This window comes from Agromyces bauzanensis, assembly GCF_014645655.1.
Classification (GTDB): Bacteria; Actinomycetota; Actinomycetes; order Actinomycetales; family Microbacteriaceae; genus Agromyces; species Agromyces bauzanensis.
On the sequence record NZ_BMMD01000002.1, the window covers coordinates 118,102 to 133,206 of the forward strand.

The 15,105-nt window shown below is 71.0% G+C and carries 16 protein-coding genes and 1 pseudogene; 10 read left to right on the forward strand and 7 right to left on the reverse strand.

Annotated elements, in window-relative coordinates; all coding sequences use genetic code 11:
- The first annotated feature begins 9 nt into the window (after positions 1-9).
- The 6 genes from IEX31_RS02845 (at position 10) to IEX31_RS02870 (ending at position 7,068) form a co-directional block, all read left to right on the forward strand.
- Positions 10-1,116 carry an acyltransferase family protein gene (locus tag IEX31_RS02845; protein ID WP_188741929.1) on the forward strand — a complete coding sequence of 369 codons (1,107 nt, stop codon included), beginning with the start codon at positions 10-12 and terminating at the stop codon, positions 1,114-1,116.
- A 131-nt stretch (positions 1,117-1,247) separates the two neighbouring features.
- Positions 1,248-2,573 (forward strand): bifunctional o-acetylhomoserine/o-acetylserine sulfhydrylase, encoded by a 1,326-nt coding sequence (locus IEX31_RS02850; protein WP_188741930.1) that lies wholly within the window; start codon positions 1,248-1,250, stop codon positions 2,571-2,573.
- Positions 2,574-2,692: 119 nt separating this feature from the next.
- Complete coding sequence (metX, locus tag IEX31_RS02855; RefSeq protein ID WP_188741931.1) at positions 2,693-3,898, forward strand: homoserine O-acetyltransferase MetX; 1,206 nt, start codon at positions 2,693-2,695, stop codon at positions 3,896-3,898.
- 99 nt (positions 3,899-3,997) lie between these two features.
- Positions 3,998-5,155: a sensor histidine kinase gene (locus IEX31_RS02860; protein ID WP_188741932.1), complete on the forward strand. Its 1,158-nt coding sequence runs from the start codon at positions 3,998-4,000 to the stop codon at positions 5,153-5,155.
- Positions 5,152-6,417 (forward strand): hypothetical protein, encoded by a 1,266-nt coding sequence (locus IEX31_RS02865; protein ID WP_188741933.1) that lies wholly within the window; start codon positions 5,152-5,154, stop codon positions 6,415-6,417. The genes IEX31_RS02860 and IEX31_RS02865 overlap by 4 nt, the downstream gene beginning before the upstream one ends.
- The gene (locus IEX31_RS02870; RefSeq protein ID WP_188741934.1) at positions 6,418-7,068 is read left to right on the forward strand and encodes a response regulator transcription factor; all 651 of its coding nucleotides are present in this window, start codon (positions 6,418-6,420) and stop codon (positions 7,066-7,068) included.
- Here IEX31_RS02870 and IEX31_RS18670 read toward each other — a convergent pair.
- The 3 genes from IEX31_RS18670 to IEX31_RS02885 are packed head-to-tail and all read right to left on the reverse strand — an operon-like array spanning position 6,957 to position 8,939.
- Positions 6,957-7,388 carry a hypothetical protein gene (locus IEX31_RS18670; RefSeq protein ID WP_229662066.1) on the reverse strand — a complete coding sequence of 144 codons (432 nt, stop codon included), beginning with the start codon at positions 7,386-7,388 and terminating at the stop codon, positions 6,957-6,959. The genes IEX31_RS02870 and IEX31_RS18670 overlap by 112 nt on opposite strands.
- Positions 7,336-7,641, reverse strand: coding sequence for a thiamine-binding protein (locus IEX31_RS02880; protein ID WP_188741935.1), 306 nt, complete (start codon positions 7,639-7,641; stop codon positions 7,336-7,338). The genes IEX31_RS18670 and IEX31_RS02880 overlap by 53 nt, the downstream gene beginning before the upstream one ends.
- Before the next feature lie 17 nt (positions 7,642-7,658).
- Positions 7,659-8,939 carry a glycosyltransferase 87 family protein gene (locus IEX31_RS02885; RefSeq protein WP_188741936.1) on the reverse strand — a complete coding sequence of 427 codons (1,281 nt, stop codon included), beginning with the start codon at positions 8,937-8,939 and terminating at the stop codon, positions 7,659-7,661.
- A gap of 100 nt (positions 8,940-9,039) precedes the next feature.
- On the opposite strand from IEX31_RS02885, the gene IEX31_RS02890 reads away from it, so the two are divergent.
- The 3 genes and pseudogenes from IEX31_RS02890 to IEX31_RS02895 form a co-directional block, all read left to right on the forward strand.
- Positions 9,040-9,252, forward strand: a complete 213-nt coding sequence (locus IEX31_RS02890; protein ID WP_188741937.1) for a type 2 periplasmic-binding domain-containing protein — start codon at positions 9,040-9,042, stop codon at positions 9,250-9,252.
- Positions 9,253-9,274: 22 nt separating this feature from the next.
- Positions 9,275-9,436, forward strand: coding sequence for a hypothetical protein (locus IEX31_RS18675; RefSeq protein ID WP_229662067.1), 162 nt, complete (start codon positions 9,275-9,277; stop codon positions 9,434-9,436).
- Positions 9,430-9,996, forward strand: a pseudogene (locus IEX31_RS02895) (amino acid ABC transporter ATP-binding protein); the annotation flags it as partial. The gene IEX31_RS18675 and the pseudogene IEX31_RS02895, both read left to right, overlap by 7 nt.
- A gap of 60 nt (positions 9,997-10,056) precedes the next feature.
- Here the strand turns inward: IEX31_RS02895 and IEX31_RS02900 are convergent.
- Positions 10,057-10,905: an ADP-dependent NAD(P)H-hydrate dehydratase gene (locus tag IEX31_RS02900; RefSeq protein ID WP_188741939.1), complete on the reverse strand. Its 849-nt coding sequence runs from the start codon at positions 10,903-10,905 to the stop codon at positions 10,057-10,059.
- Between the two features lie 22 nt (positions 10,906-10,927).
- Here IEX31_RS02900 and IEX31_RS02905 point away from each other — a divergent pair, with 22 nt between their 5' ends.
- Positions 10,928-11,563 (forward strand): HAD family hydrolase, encoded by a 636-nt coding sequence (locus tag IEX31_RS02905; RefSeq protein WP_188741940.1) that lies wholly within the window; start codon positions 10,928-10,930, stop codon positions 11,561-11,563.
- Positions 11,564-11,636: 73 nt separating this feature from the next.
- Here IEX31_RS02905 and IEX31_RS02910 read toward each other — a convergent pair whose 3' ends face one another.
- The 3 genes from IEX31_RS02910 to IEX31_RS02920 form a co-directional block, all read right to left on the reverse strand.
- A complete protein-coding gene (locus IEX31_RS02910) occupies positions 11,637-12,071 on the reverse strand; it encodes a VOC family protein (protein ID WP_188741941.1) in 435 nt (144 codons plus the stop codon).
- Between the two features lie 101 nt (positions 12,072-12,172).
- A complete protein-coding gene (locus tag IEX31_RS02915; RefSeq protein WP_188741942.1) occupies positions 12,173-13,210 on the reverse strand; it encodes a hemolysin family protein in 1,038 nt (345 codons plus the stop codon).
- Positions 13,207-14,535 carry a hemolysin family protein gene (locus IEX31_RS02920; RefSeq protein ID WP_188741943.1) on the reverse strand — a complete coding sequence of 443 codons (1,329 nt, stop codon included), beginning with the start codon at positions 14,533-14,535 and terminating at the stop codon, positions 13,207-13,209. Before IEX31_RS02920 ends, IEX31_RS02915 begins: the two co-directional genes overlap by 4 nt.
- Positions 14,536-15,105 lie beyond the last annotated feature (570 nt).

The following is a 15,105-nucleotide window of genomic DNA, read 5'->3' on the forward strand; positions in this document are numbered from 1 at the left end:
AATGGATCGATGCACACGAGGCCGCACACGACCCCGACCCGGCGACGACGGGTCCCGCTGTGGGACAACGCCCGCTGGATCGCGATCACCCTCGTCGTGATCGGCCACGGCATCCTCCCGCTCATCCACGAGGATGACGCCGCCTACAGCGTCTACCTGTTCATCTACTCGTTCCACGTCGCCGTCTTCGTGACGGTGAGCGGGTACTTCGCGAAGTCGGGTCCGCCGAACGCGCGGGCGCTCCGGCAGGTGCTCACCGACATCGTGTTCCCGTTCTTCATCTTCGAGACGATCTGGAGCGTCCTCCGCTGGGCGCTTGGCGGCGAGTTCGCCCTCGACTTCACGACCGCCTCGTGGACGCTGTGGTTCCTCATCGCGCTCGCGGTGTGGCGCATCGTGCTCCCGTACCTCGTGCTGCTGCGCTACCCGCTCCTCATCGCGATCGCGATCTCGATCGGCGCGGGCTACATGGAGACGATCGACGCGACGCTCGCGCTCTCGCGCACGTTCGGCATGCTCCCCTTCTTCGTGTTCGGCTGGAAGCTTCGGCAGTGGCAGCTCACCGGCCGCTGGCTGGAGCTGCGCCCGGCGGTCGCCTGGCGCTGGCGGGGCGTCGCGATCGTGCTCTTCGCGGCGGTGCTCGCCCTGATGCCCATGGCCATCGAGACCTGGCGCGATCTCCGGCTCCGCCGGTTCATGCTCTACGACGAGTCCTACGAGGCGATCGGCTACGACGAGCCGTGGTCGGGCGCCATCCGGCTCGCGCTCCTCCTGTTCGCGATGGTGCTCGCGGTGGCGTTCCTCGTGCTCATGCCGCGAGGCGTCCACTGGTTCACCGCGTTCGGCGGCGCGACGATGTACATCTACCTGCTGCACACGTTCGTGCTCCTCCCCTTCCGCGAGACCGGCGTACTCGCGGGCGACCAGCCCTTCTGGGTGCTCCCGGCGATGATCCTGTTCTGCATCGGCATCTCGATCGTGCTGTCGCTGAAGCCGGTGCGGCGGGTGTTCCGCCCGCTCGTGGAGCCTCGGGCACGGTGGCTGTTCCGGCCCGAGCCGACAACGGCCACGGGCACGATCGTGCTGCCGCCCGAGGAGCACAAGCGTACCGAGTGAGCGGATGCCGCGGCATCCGCTCGGTGCATGACGCCGTGTGTCGGGTGTCGTTGCCGGCGCGGGCGACCCCTCGTAACGTGGGCGCAGGTTGCGGCGGGGGCCGCACACCCCACCCCGAGAAGGAGACCTCCATGAGCGAGAACGCCGCCGACTGGCGCTTCGAGACGAAGCAGGTGCATTCGGGCGCCGCGCCCGACCCGGTGACCAACGCCCGCGCCACGCCGATCTACCAGACCACGTCCTACGTGTTCAACAGCGCCGAGCACGCCCAGAACCTCTTCGCGCTGGCCGAGTTCGGCAACATCTACACGCGCATCATGAACCCCACGCAGGCCGTGGTCGAAGAGCGCCTCGCCGCACTCGAGGGGGGCACCGGCGCCCTGCTCGTGGCATCCGGCCAGGCCGCCGAGACCTTCGCGGTCCTGAACATCGCGCAGGCGGGCGACCACATCGTCTCGTCGTCGTCGATCTACGGCGGCACGTACAACCTCTTCAAGTACACGCTCGCGAAGCTCGGCATCGAGACGACGTTCGTCGAGAACCAGGACGACGCCGACGAGTGGCGTCGCGCGGTGCGCCCGAACACGAAGCTGTTCTTCGCCGAGACGATCGGCAACCCGAAGATCAACGTGCTCGACATCAAGCTCGTGGCCGACATCGCGCACGAGTCGGGCCTCCCCCTCATCGTCGACAACACGATCGCGACTCCATACCTCATCCGCCCGTTCGAGCACGGCGCCGACATCGTGGTGCACTCGGCGACGAAGTTCCTCGGCGGCCACGGCACGGTCATCGGCGGCGTCATCGTCGACGGCGGGAAGTTCGAGTGGTCGAAGAACGTCGAGAAGTTCCCGGGCCTCACCGAACCCGACCCCTCCTACCACGGCGCCAGCTACACGGCCGCGGTCGGCGACGGCCTCGCCTACGTCATCAAGGCGCGCGTGCAGTTGCTGCGCGACCTCGGCTCGGCGATCTCGCCGCAGAGCGCGTGGCTGCTCATCCAGGGCATCGAGACGCTGTCGCTCCGCATCGAACGTCATGTGCAGAACGCCCAGGAGATCGCGGAGTGGCTCGACGATCACCCCGACGTCGCGAGCGTGAACTACTCGGGCCTGCCGTCGAGCCCGTGGTATGCCGCCGCCAACAGGTACGCCCCGAAGGGCGTCGGCGCGGTGCTGTCGTTCGAGCTCAAGGGCGGCGTGGACGCCGGCCGTGCCCTCGTCGACAACCTGCAGCTGTTCAGCCACCTCGCGAACATCGGCGACGTGCGCTCGCTCGTCATCCACCCGGCATCGACGACGCACTCGCAGCTCACGCCCGAGCAGCAGCTCACGACCGGCGTGACGCCGGGCCTCGTGCGCCTCTCGGTGGGCATCGAGAACATCGACGACCTGAAGGCCGACCTCGAGGCCGGCCTCGCCGCCGCGCGTGCCGCCACGGACCCCGCCCGGGTCTGACCGATCGAGACGACGGATGCCGCGGCCCACGGGCTCGCGGCATCCGTCGTCTCCCCCTGCCAGCGGTGGAACGTGTAACAATCGCCCGCCCCAGGCCGCCGTTCGGGGAGAATCGGAGCATGGACTGGCAGACGACGGCCGACGCGGTGCCGGCGCGCATCGTCTCCGAGGCACGCGCGCTCACGATGGCCGGTCGTGCGCCGGCGACGGGCGCGTGGCGCGAGGGCGATCCGGTCGGCGGCCGCCGCTTCGTGACCATCGGCGACCTGCCCCTCGAGTCCGGCGAGACCCTTCCAGGGGTACGGATCGCCTACGAGCAGTGGGGAACCCTGTCGCCCGCGGCGGACAACGCCATCCTCGTCCTGCACGCCCTCACGGGCGACAGCCACGTCATCGGCCCGGCCGGGCCGGGGCATCCGAGTGCCGGATGGTGGCCGGGGGTCGTCGGTCCCGGCCTCCCGATCGACACCGACCGCTACTTCGTGGTCGCCCCGAACGTGCTCGGCGGTTGCCAGGGCTCCACGGGGCCGGCGTCGCTCGCTCCCGACGGGGCGGAATGGGGCGCGCGGCTGCCCTTCCTCACCATCCGCGACCAAGTGAGGGCTCAGCTCGCCTTCGCCGAGCAGCTGGGAATCCGGCGGTTCGCGGCCGTGGTCGGCGGGTCGATGGGCGCGATGCAGGTGCTCGAATGGGCGATCATGGCGCCCGACGCGGTCGGACGCATCGCGGTGCTCGCAGCGCCGGCCGCGGCGACGGCCGACCAGGTCGCCCTCAACTCGGTACAGATCGAGGCCGTCCGCAGCGACCCGGCCTTCCGCGGCGGCGACTACTACGACGTGCCCGACGGCGAGGGTCCGACGCGCGGGCTCGCGCTCGCCCGCCGCATGGCCATGCTCAACTACCGCACCGCGGCCGAGCTCAATTCCCGGTTCGAGCGGAGTTGGCAGTCCGGCCTCGATCCCCTCGGCGGCGGCGGCAGGTTCGCCGTCGAGTCCTACCTCGACTTCCACGGCAACAAGTTCACGCGCCGCTTCGACGCCAACAGCTACGTCGTGCTCACCCAGGCCATGAACTCGCACGACGTGGGCCGCGGGCGCGGCGGCGTGGCGCCCGCCCTCGATCGCATCACCGCCGCAAGCCTCGTGCTCGGCATCGACAGCGACCGGTACTTCTCCCTCGACGGGCAGGTCGAGATCGCCGCGGTGCTGCGTCGCAGCGTGCACGGCCCCGAGCCCGTGGTGCTGCATTCCGAGTACGGCCACGACGCGTTCCTCATCGAGCATGCGGCGGTCGGCGAGGCGCTTCGCGCGCTGCTCGCCTCCTGAGCCGGCGCCGGCCCTACGCGAAACGGGGGGAATTCTCGACTACAGTTCGAGATGACGGCACCCGCGTGCCGGGGTGTGGGACCCTGCTGAGGGGGTGGAGTGAAGCGCATCCACAAGGAACGCGACCGGCTACTGCGACGCCTCGCCCGCGTCACGGGCTTCGTCGGTGCCATCAGCGCCTTCGCGTGCCTCCTGGTCCCCGGCACGGCGACGCCCGTGGAGTTCATGGTCGCCGCGCTCGCGAACGTCGCGATCGTGGCGCTCGTGGGCATCCACTCCACCCGCGGGCGCCTGCTGCCGGCGCTCGGCGTGGTCGCCGGGGCGATCGTGCTCATCGTCGCACTCGGCACCGCCTCCGTTCTCGATCCCGCCGCCGTCACGTCACTGGCGATCACGGGCGGAGTCAGCTCGGCGTCGGTTGCGATCTCGCTCATCGTGCGGCCGCGGGGGCCCGCACTCGTCGGCGGACTCCTCATCGCCGTCCTCGTCTCGGTGTGGATCGTCTCGGCCTGGGGGCATGACCTGCGTGCGGTCGCCGTGGTCACCGTCGCCGGCTGGGCGGCGTGCATGACGCTCGGCGGATGGATCGACCGGGCCATCGCCCACGCATCCGAACGCATCGACGAGGTCGGGCGCGCGCACGAGGCCGAGCGGCTGGCGAGCGAACTCGAGGCGCAGCAGCGGCAGGACGCACGGGTGCTGCACGACACGGTGCTGGCCACGCTGTCGCTGCTCGCCCACTCGGGCGTTGGTGTGGGCCCGAGCGCCCTCCGGCAGCAGGCCGGCGACGATGCGCGGCTCCTCCGCCAGCTCCGCCTCGGTGCGCCGCTCGATGCGGGCTCGACCGCGATCTTCTCGCCCGACTCCCCCGACGACGAGCTCGGCACGACGTTCGAGGCGGTCAGGCAGCGATTCGCGCGCATGGGCCTCGACGTGAACTGGCACGGAGCCGGGCAGCTCGCCCTGCCACGGGAGACGCTCGACGCACTCCTCGGGGCGCTCGGCGAATGCCTGGAGAACGTGCGGCGGCACGCGGGCGTGAACGAGGCCGACGTCACCGTCACCGACGATGACCGCACCGTGCGCGCCATGGTCACCGACACCGGGCGCGGGTTCGAACCCGACACCGTCGACGGCGCGCGCCTCGGGTACGCCGAATCCGTCGTCGGGCGCCTCAACACGGTGGGCGGACGCGCTCGCGTCTTCTCGTCGCCCGGCTCGGGCACGACGGTCATGCTCGAGGTGCCGAAGCCATGAGCGACGCGCGCATCGACGATCTCCGGGTCCGGTCACGGTCGTTCCGGCGTCCCGCACGGTCGGCGCGGGTAGCGGGCGACGTGCGCGAGAGCCATGGTGGCCGACGACTCGCCACCGGCATCACCATCGCCGCGGCGTTCATCATCCTCGGGCACCTCGTGCACGCCATCGCCCTCGCCCCGTACTTCCTCCTGTCCGGCCCCGGCCCGTGGCCCGCGTGGATCGCGCTCGCGGTCGTCGTCGGCATCGGCGTGGCGTCGCGGATGGTGTCCCGCACCCTGCCCGATTGGCTCTACGTGCTCCTGCTGCTCGCGCTGGTCGCACCCGTCGGGCTGGACCTGGCGGCGTCGGCGGGCCTGCTGCACCACGGCGTGACGCCGACCGCCGCCGCGGCCGCGGGTGCCGTGCTGATGCCGGTCGCCGCGGTGCGTGGCACTCGGATCCCGCTCGCGGCGGCAGGGGCCATCGCGGTGGCCATCGCGATCCAGGTGCTCATGCAGGTGGACACCGCCCGCACCGGAGCGGTCGCGGGCGTCGCCGTTGCGGCATCGGCCGTCATGCCGGTGCTCCTCGTCGCGCTGGCGATCGACGGCTTCCGGCGCCTGGTCGGACGCGAACTCGATCTCTCGCTCGTGCAGAGCACCGTGGCCACCTCGCGGTCGGCCGTCGGCATGCGCGCCTCCGAGGAGCTCGCGCAGCTCGACTTCGACGCCGAGACGCTGCTCGACGACGTCGGGTCGGGACGCATCGCGATTCCGCTACCCGGCGAGGCCGCAGAGCGCGCTGGGACGCTCGCCGCCCGCATCCGCGTCCGCCTCATCGAGGGACGCACCGACACGTGGCTTCGCCACGCCGTCACGGAGTCCGAGTACCTCAACGGTCGCATCACCGTCGACGACCCGAACGGATGCGCCGCGCTCCTCGCCCAGTCGCAGCGTGACGGCCTGCTGCTCGGGCTCTGGCTCCTCACCGCCGACCATCCGAAGAAGTCGGCGCAGCCGATGTCGGCGGTCGTGCGCTGTCGCGAGACCGCAGACCACGGCGAAGTCGAACCCGATGGCTTCGCCATGTCGATCGAGGTCACCGGCGTACCCCGACGACGCATCGACCCGTCAGCATTGGACGCTATCGGTAGTGTCGGAGTCCACGAGGTCGTACCGGGGACCGATGGCTTCCGCGTCGACATCGACTGCAGGGTCGATCCGCACTCGCCGGCAGGCAGCACGTCGGCCCGAGCGGCCGCCAGATCGAGGGGAAGCTGAATGGCCGAGACCGGTTCACCCATCCGTCTTGCGATCGTCGACGACCATCGCATGCTCCTGGGCGCGCTCTCGGAGTGGCTGCGTGCCGCGGCATCCGACATCGAGCTCGTCGCGGCCGTCCCGTCGTGGTCGGAGCTGCTCGCCCACACCGAGTTCCCCGTCGACGTCGTGCTCCTCGACCTCGACCTGCGCGACAACATCCCGATCTCGCTGAAGCTGTCGACGCTGAAGAGCGCGGGGGTGCAGACGATGCTCATGAGCACGTACTCCGAACCCGCGGTCGTGCGCGAGGCGCTCGGGGCGGGCGCGCTCGGCTATCTCGTGAAATCGGAGCCGGTGGAGAACATCATCGAGGCGATCCGCGCAGCTCGCGACGGCGAGTCGTACCTGACGCCCGAACTCGAGGACGCGCTCGCCGACGACGGCGCCGTGCCCAAGCTCTCGGCGCAGGAGCGTCGTGTGATGGCGCTCTACGGGGCCGGCCAGCCGGTGAAGGCGGTCGCGTTCCAGCTCGGCATCTCGGAGGAGACGGCGAAGAGCTACCTGAAGCGCATCCGGGAGAAGTACCGTGCGGCCGGCTTCGACGTGGGCACGAAGGTCGCGCTCCGCAAGCGCGCCATCCTCGACGGGATCCTGCTGCAGTCCGATTGACGGCGGCGGCGAGCGGATGCCGCGTGCCGCAGGCCGATCCAGATCGGCGCGACAAAGCCGAGCCCCGCCGCGATCAGGCTCGCCGCGACGAGCGAGGCGATGCCGAAGTACGCGCCGTGCGGCAGGGCTGCGACGAAGCGCGCGACGAGCACGAGGCCGAAGCTCGGCAGCAGCGCCGAGGCGATCGTGGCGAGGGTGAACGCGGTGAGCAGCGCCAGCAGCAGGCGCTGCGCGCCCACCGAGCCGCCGCGGCACGCGAGCCGTCCGTCAGGTGTCGCCGAGCGCGCCCTCGAGTCGCTCGAGCTTGCCGTCGAGCTCACCCGTGTAACCGGGGCGGATGTCGGCCTTCAGGACGAGCGACACCCTCGATCCGTACTCGCCGACGGCCTCCGTCGCACGGCGGACGACGTCGAAGACGTCGTCCCATTCGCCTTCGAGCTCGGTGAACATCGACGTCGTCCGATTCGGGAGCCCGGATTCTCGGACGATCTTGACGGCCGCCGCGACGGCGTCGTGCACGGATCCGTCTGCGCGGCCCGTGCCGCTCGGTGCAACTGAGAATGCGACCAGCACGATTCCTCCTCGTGGGTTCAGGCGTCGGCAGGGAGACGCGCGACCCGGTGGCCACCAGCCTGCCACACGGCTCGCACGCTCCACGCGAGGAGCAGCACGAGCAGCCCGACCTTGACCGTGAGCGCGAGCACGAGCACCGGGTGCGCCATGAGGAGCCGCTCATACCAGTACGGATAGATCAGCTGCGTCACGAGCGCGACGCCGGCGGCAAGCAGGGCGGGCACCGCGAATCGCCGCGGGCGCAGCACGAGCCCAAGGACGACCGGGGCGGCCAGCCAGGTGACGAACTGCGGCGATCCCACCTTGTTGGCGAGCAGCAGCACGACGACGAACGCGAGCGCGAGCGGCGGCAGCAGCTGTCCGAACGGCGCGCCGCGGCGCACGGCGCGGATGCCGAGCAGCACGACGATGACCACGCCGACCGCCATGACTGGCGTCGTGAGGGCGGCCGCGACATCCGCCCCCGGGCCTGCGATCTGGAACGTGAGGATCTCGCGGTCGTAGATGATGCGCACGGCGGAGTTCCCGCCCACGATCTGCCACAGCCACGCGAGCGCGAGCGGCGCCTCGAGCTGGAGTCCCCGCCCGGCCTGTTCGGCGACGAACCCGAGCGCGTTCAGGCCCGAGCCGGCGATCAGGCTCGCGCCGAGGATGCCCGCGCTCAGCGCGATGGCGACCGTCGTCACGTCGCCGCGCCGGCGCGACGCGATGACGAGCGCCCCGAGCAGCGCGGCGGGCCAGACCTTCACCCACGCGCCGACCGTCAGGAGCACGGCCGCGACGCGCGGGCGACCGGCCGCCCACAGCAGGCCGGCGATCGCGATCGGCACCGTGGCCGCGTCGATGCGGCCCAGCGCGATGGGGCCGAGCAGGGCGAGGAAGCCAACCCACCACCACGCCGCCAGCCGACGGGTGCGCGAGAGCCGTCGCCCGCCGAGGAGGATCGCGAATACCAGGGCGTCGAGCAGCACGACGATGCCGAGCCAGGTCTGGCCGTACCACGCCGAGCCGAACGCGAGCGCCGCCGTCATGGGCGCGAAGGCGAGGATCGGGTAGACCCACGGCACATCGATGCCCATGCGCACGTAGCCGTTCGCGGCGTTCTCGGCCCAGGCCCGGTACACCCAGACCACGTCGCCGAGCGGCCAGCCCGGCGCCCGGAGGTTCAACTGCACGAGCGCGGCATGCACGAGCGCGAATGCCGCCCAGAGGGCGAGCCGGCCGCCGAGGATGCGCCGCAACCGCGTGCGGCGCCGGGTGCGGGCTGCGGATGCCTCGCGCACGTCGCCCGCCGTCATGACGACGAGCCTAACCGAGCGTCACAATCCGCCATCGCTTCCGCCGCGAGTCGGCGGAGTGCGCCGTGCCGGAATCCCCAGCACGTAACCGGAGGGCCCCATGACTCGACGCCCGTTCCCCACGCTCGAGGCGGCCGTGGCGTACGCCGTCGGCGCGCAGACCGGCACCACGAGCCTCGACACGATCGAGGAGGCCATCGCGCCGACCGCGGGCGCACAGGTGTTCGACACGAACGACGACGCCAGGCTCGCCCTGGAATCCGGCCAGGCGGAGTGGCTGGGCGACGACGACGCGGCGACCGTCCTCGAATGACGGATGCCGCGCTGGGCCCGGCGTGCAGCAGACCTTCTTCGATCTCGAGGTCGCGCTCGCCTCGCTTCCCCGCATCCTCGAGGGCCTCTGGCTGAACATCCAGGTGCTCGTCGCCGCGAGCATCGGCGTGCTCCTGTTCGCCCTCGTGCTCGCGACGCTCCGCGCGCTGCGCGGGCCGGCGTGATCCTCCTCGCCGGCGAGGACGTGAGCGACCCGCGCATCGACGCCGACCGCGCGCGGGCCCGCATCGGCGTGGCGTTCCAGCACTACAACCTGTCCCCGCACCTCACCGTGCTCGACAACGTGACACTCGCTGCGCGGCTCGTGCACCGGATGCCCCGGGCCGACCCCGAGCGCCGGGCTTTCGAGCTGCTCGACTCGATCGGGCTCGCGGGGCACGCGCGCGCCTGTCCCGATCGCCTGTCGGGCGGACGGCAGCAGCGCGTCGCGATCGTGCGCGCCATCGCCGCCTCGCCCGAACTGCTGCTGCTCGACGAGGTGACGAGCGCGCTCGACCCCGAGCTCGTCGGGGAGGTCCTGGAGCTCGTGAGCTCGCCCGCCGAGTCGGGCACCAACATCGTGATGGCCGCCCACGAGATGGCGTTCGCGCGTGACGTGGCCGACCGGGTGGTGTTCCTCGACGGGGGCCGCATCATCGAGGAGGCGCCCGCGGCGGAGTTCCTCAGCGCGCCGCGCGAGGAGCGCACGCGCGAGTTCCTCGCGCGGTTCCTGCCGCGCGGGTGAGGTGCTTCCCTCGGGTCGGCGCGGCCGGCGGGGTCGGCGCGATCGGCGAGGCCGGCGCGATCAGCGCTCGAGGAGGGCGCCGATCACCGCGGGCACGGCGGTCGCGATGTCGAGCGCGGTGACCGGACCCCCGCCCACCGTGGCGCTGGCTCGCAGGGCGGCCTCGCCCTGCACCCAGGACGCCGTCGCGGCGAGTGCGGTGAGCGCCGTCGCGTTCGTCGCGAGCTCGCGATGGTGGGTGGCGGCGAGCGCCCCGAGGATGCCCCCGAGCACGTCGCCCGATCCGGCCGTGGCGAGCCAGTGCGTGGGCGCCGTCACGGTGTAACGGTCGCCGTCGGGGTCGCACACGTGCGTCACGGCGCCCTTCAACAGCACGGCCACGCCGAGCTCCTTCGCCGCCCGCTCTGCCCAGCCGCCCGGGTCGGCTCGCACCTCGTCGACGCTCGTGGGGAGCTCGCGGGACGTGAGCAGCTTCGCGAGCTCACGGGCGTGCGGCGTGATGACGGTGGGCGCCGTGCGGGTGCCCACCAGGTCGAGGGCGCCCGCGTCGAGCACGACGGGCACTCGCTCGGTGAAGGCGTGCTCGAGGTCGCCGAGGAGCACGGACGAGCGGCGCCCCTGGTCGATGCCCGACCCGAGGAGCCACGCCTGCACGCGGCCGGCGACCGTCACCGCCTCGGGGCGCCGGGCCAGCACGGCCTGTCGCAGGGTGCGCCGGCCGATGTAGCGCACCATGCCCACGCCGGCCCGGTGCGCCGCCTCGACGCCGAGTACCGCGGCTCCCGGATAGTCCGACGAGCCGGTGACGACCCCGAGCACGCCGCGGGTGTACTTGTCGTCATCCGCCGTCGGTGCCGCGATCCAGTTCGCCGCGTCGTCCGCAGTCCACTCCTGCCACGCCGTCGTCATCCTCCAACGATAGTTTGGGTGGATGCCCCGCGATGTCCCTGCTCCGATCAGCCTCTCGCCGCGTGTCGTCGTGTTCGACTACGGCGAGGTCATCTCACGTGAACCGACCGACGACGACCGCGCGGCGCTCGTGGCGCGCGCGGGCGTGCCCGCCGAGTCGTTCTGGTCGGCGTACTGGGCGCATCGCGACGGGCTCGACCAGGGCACCGCGTCGATCGCCGAGTACTGGGCGTGGGTCGGCCGTGACGTGGGCGCGGATTGGGGCCCGATCGACGTGCACGAGCTGTGGGCGATCGATCACCGCAGCTGGCTCAGCGTGGATCCGGGCACGCTCGGGGTGCTGCACGCGCTCGCCGCGGGCCGCACGCGCATCGCGCTGCTCTCCAACGCCGGCGCGGACTTCACGGGGTGGTTGCGGTTCGGCTCGTTCGCGCCGCTCTTCGAGCGGGTCTTCGTGAGCGGCGAGCTCGGACTGGTGAAGCCGCATGCCGCGATCTACGAGCACGTCATGAGCGAACTCGGCGTCTCGCCCCGCGAGTTCGTCTTCATCGACAACAGGTCCGAGAACGTCGAGGGCGCGACGATGCTCGGTGCGGCCGGGCACGTGTTCACGGGTGCCGCGACGCTCGAGTCGTGGTTACGAGGTCTCGGCGCCTGACCGCGAACGCCCGCGACCCACCGGCGCCCACGCCGTCGTGCGCACCGGTGGACCGATCGGCGCTCGTGCGGCGTCAGGCCAAGCCCGCCGCGGAGGCGCGCAGCTTGGCCGCCATCTCCCGCATCTGCGCAGGGACCTCGCCGATGGCGATGATGTTGCCCTCACTGTCGCTGAACCACGCGCTGCGTTCCTCGCCGACCCGGGCGACGCCGTCCACCGTCTTCAGGCCAGGCAGGTCGTAGTCATGGAACATGACTCCGTGCGTCCGCAGGGCGGTCATGTCGCGGTCGAGGTTCTCGGTCACGAGGTTGAACGCGGTGTTCTGCGCGGTGCCGGCGTAGTCCGTCCGGTAGACCATCAGCATCGTTCCGCCGATGTCGTAGATCAGGGACTCGCCCTCGGTGTCCTCGTACACGGGGTCACGACCGAGCACGTCGTGCCACCAGTTGCGCGCACGGCCGATGTCGGATGCAGGCAGGACGGCCGTCGCCATGAGTTTCTCGAACATGATGTTTCCTCAATCCTCGGGTCGGCGTGAGTCTACGCTGATCCGAGGGAAGCCGCACCGGATTCCGGCCGACCGGTTCATGCTCGACAGTCACCGACCGATCACCCTCGCCGGGTGGCGTCCTGGACCTCGCCGACGAGCTCCTCGATGATGTCCTCGAGGAAGATCACGCCGGTCGTGGCGCCCGACTTGTCGAACGTCCTCGCCACGTGCGTGCCGAGCCGGCGCATGGTCGCGAGCGCATCCTCGAGGTCGGTGCCGTCGTAGATCGACACGAGACGACGTACCCGCTTCGCGGGGATGGGATCGTCGAACTCCTCGTCATCGAGGTCGATCACGTCCTTCAGGTGCACGTAGCCGTCGGGTTCGCCGTCGGCACCGCGGATGACGTAGCGCGAGAAGCCGCGCCGGGCGACCGCCCGCTCGACGTCGCCCGGGGTCGCGGTGGGCGGCAGGCTCACGAGCCCCGACATCGGGACCGCGACATCCTTCACCTGCTTGGTCGTGAACTCGAACGCCGCCGTGAGCGTGCCACTCGCGTCATCGAGCACGCCCTCGCGGCGGGACTGGTCGACGATCGTCTGCACCTCCTCGAGCGTGAAGGTCGAGGTCGCCTCGCTCTTCGGCTCGACGCGGAACAGCCGCAGCACGCCGTTCGCCGTGGCGTTGAGCGCGGCGATGATCGGACGCGAGAGGCGCGCGAGGAACACGAGCGGCGGCGTGAGGATCAGCACGGCGCGGTCGGGCACCGAGAACGAGAGGTTCTTCGGCACCATCTCGCCGAACACGACGTGCAGGTATGAGACGAGGAGCAGCGCGATGACGAACGCCACCGTCGAGACGACGCCCTCGGGCCACCCGATGAGGTGCAGCGGCACCTCGAGCAAGTGGTGGATGGCGGGCTCCGAGACGTTCAGGATGAGCAGCGAGCAGATCGTGATGCCGAGCTGGCTCATCGCGAGCATGAGCGTCGCGTGCTCCATGGCCCACAGCGCGGTCTTCGCGCGGCGGCTGCCGGCCTCGGCGAGGGGCTCGATCTGCGAGCGGCGCGCGGAGATCACGGCGAACTCTGCGCCCACGAAGAACGCGTTCGCGATGAGCAGCACGAACAGCCAGACGATGCCGGCCCAGTCGCTCATCGTGCCTCCTCTTCGACCTTGGGCTGAACCGGCGCGGGCTTCGGCATGAAGCGGAGCCGGTCGACGCGACGCCCGTCGAGGCGTTGCACGACGAGGGTGCCCTCGTCGATCGGAACCTCGTCGCCGACCACCGGGAGTCGGCCGAGCTCGGCCATCACGTAGCCGCCGACCGTCTCGTAGTCGCCGTTCTCGGGAACATGGATGCCGGTGCGGTCGACCAGCTCGTCGGGCCGGAGGATGCCGGGGAAGCTCACGGTGTCGCCACGGCGCACGATGCCGGCCCGCGTGCGGTCGTGCTCGTCGGCGACCTCGCCGACGAGCTCCTCCACCAGGTCCTCGAGCGTCGCGACGCCGGCGGTGCCGCCGTACTCGTCGACGACGACCGCCATCTGGAACCCCCGTCCGCGGAGCTCGCCGAGCAGCGCACCGAGCTTCATCGTCTCGGGCACGCGCAGCGCCTCCGACTGCAGGGCCGAGGCCGGGACATCCGCCCTCCGCTCGCGGGGCACCGCGACGGCCTGCTTCACGTGCACGAGCCCAACCACGTCGTCGAGGTTCTCGTCGTAGACGGGGAACCGCGAGTAGCCCGTCTGGCGCGCGAGCTCGAGCACCGCCTCCGCCGGCTCCCGGCGCTGCACCGCGGCGATCGCGGGGCGCGGCGTCATGACGTCGGATGCGTCGTGGTCCGCGAACCGAAGGGTCCGGCCCAGTAACGTCGCGGTGTCCTGCTCGAGTAGGCCCGCGCTGGCGGAGCGGCGCACGAGCGACGAGAGCTCCTCGGCCGACCTGGCACCCGACAGTTCCTCCTTCGGCTCGATGCCGACGGCACGGAGCAGCCCGTTCGCGCTGCCGTTGAGCACGGAGATCGCCGGACGGAACACCCAGGTGAATGCGGTCTGGAACGGCATCACGAGCTTCGCCGTGGCGATCGGGAGCGCGAGCGCGAAGTTCTTGGGCACGAGCTCGCCGAGCACCATCGACAACAGCGTCGCGATGATGATGGCCGTCGTGGCACCGACCGGGCGCACCGCGGCCTCGGGGAGGCCGATCGCGGTGAGCGGCCCTGCGAGGAGCGAGCTGATCGCGGGCTCCATGGCGTAGCCGGTGAGGAGCGTCGTGAGCGTGATGCCGAGCTGCGCGCTCGACAGGTGCGTCGAGGTGATCTTCAGCGCCGAGATCGTGAGGCCGAGCCGCGTCTCACCGCGGTCCCGGCGCGCCTCGAGGTCGGCGCGGTCGAGGTTGACGAGCGCGAACTCGCTCGCAACGAACAAGCCCGTGCCGATCGTGAGGAGGAATCCGATGCCGAGGAGGAGCCACTCAGACATCCGCAGCTCCCCGATCGGTCACGGGCGAGGGTCTATGGCCGGGCGTTTTCGCAGAGGGAGGATCGTCCATGGTCCGCCCATTATATCTTCGGCGGTGGCGCGGAGACCGAGCCTGTATCCACGGTGTGATGCGGTGTTTCTGCGGCTTGGGTGAACGTGAAATATCCTTCTGATCTGGGAGAATGGCAGTCGGATGAGACTGCTGTTCGCACGGTCGGGAGGAAGCCTCTCGGGTGAGAGCTTCTCACACGGTCACGCCGGTGTTCGATGAACCGAATCACGTGTCGCATGCCGGACCCGCGCCGGTGCTCGCGCTGGCCCGAGCGGGCGGGACTGTCGGAGTTGGCCAGGGAGCATGTGTCGTTCCCAGCGGCGGACCTCGATGGTGCAGGGGTGGACGTGTACGACACGATCCGCGAGGTCCACGGGCATCGGAAGCAGGGCGTCGCGTTCGGCTGCTCGGGCGGGCGCGGCCCGAACGGTCTTGTCGCCACGATCACCACCGATGTCTCGGCGCCGGTGATCGGGGAGTTCTCGCTGCGCCGAGGGAACGTGCGCCCGGGGGCATCG

Excerpts from the sequence above, each read along its gene's own strand:
- IEX31_RS02910 (WP_188741941.1), bottom strand. The coding sequence starts at position 12,071 with ATGTTCGAGAAACTCATGGCGACGGCCGTCCTGCCTGCATCCGACATC.
- IEX31_RS02905 (WP_188741940.1), top strand. The coding sequence starts at position 10,928 with ATGCCCCGCGATGTCCCTGCTCCGATCAGCCTCTCGCCGCGTGTCGTC.
- IEX31_RS02915 (WP_188741942.1), bottom strand. The coding sequence starts at position 13,210 with ATGAGCGACTGGGCCGGCATCGTCTGGCTGTTCGTGCTGCTCATCGCG.
- IEX31_RS02890 (WP_188741937.1), top strand. The coding sequence starts at position 9,040 with ATGACTCGACGCCCGTTCCCCACGCTCGAGGCGGCCGTGGCGTACGCC.
- metX (WP_188741931.1), top strand. The coding sequence starts at position 2,693 with ATGGACTGGCAGACGACGGCCGACGCGGTGCCGGCGCGCATCGTCTCC.
- IEX31_RS02920 (WP_188741943.1), bottom strand. The coding sequence starts at position 14,535 with ATGTCTGAGTGGCTCCTCCTCGGCATCGGATTCCTCCTCACGATCGGC.
- IEX31_RS02865 (WP_188741933.1), top strand. The coding sequence starts at position 5,152 with ATGAGCGACGCGCGCATCGACGATCTCCGGGTCCGGTCACGGTCGTTC.
- IEX31_RS02870 (WP_188741934.1), top strand. The coding sequence starts at position 6,418 with ATGGCCGAGACCGGTTCACCCATCCGTCTTGCGATCGTCGACGACCAT.
- IEX31_RS02885 (WP_188741936.1), bottom strand. The coding sequence starts at position 8,939 with ATGACGGCGGGCGACGTGCGCGAGGCATCCGCAGCCCGCACCCGGCGC.
- IEX31_RS02900 (WP_188741939.1), bottom strand. The coding sequence starts at position 10,905 with ATGACGACGGCGTGGCAGGAGTGGACTGCGGACGACGCGGCGAACTGG.
- IEX31_RS02845 (WP_188741929.1), top strand. The coding sequence starts at position 10 with ATGCACACGAGGCCGCACACGACCCCGACCCGGCGACGACGGGTCCCG.
- IEX31_RS02850 (WP_188741930.1), top strand. The coding sequence starts at position 1,248 with ATGAGCGAGAACGCCGCCGACTGGCGCTTCGAGACGAAGCAGGTGCAT.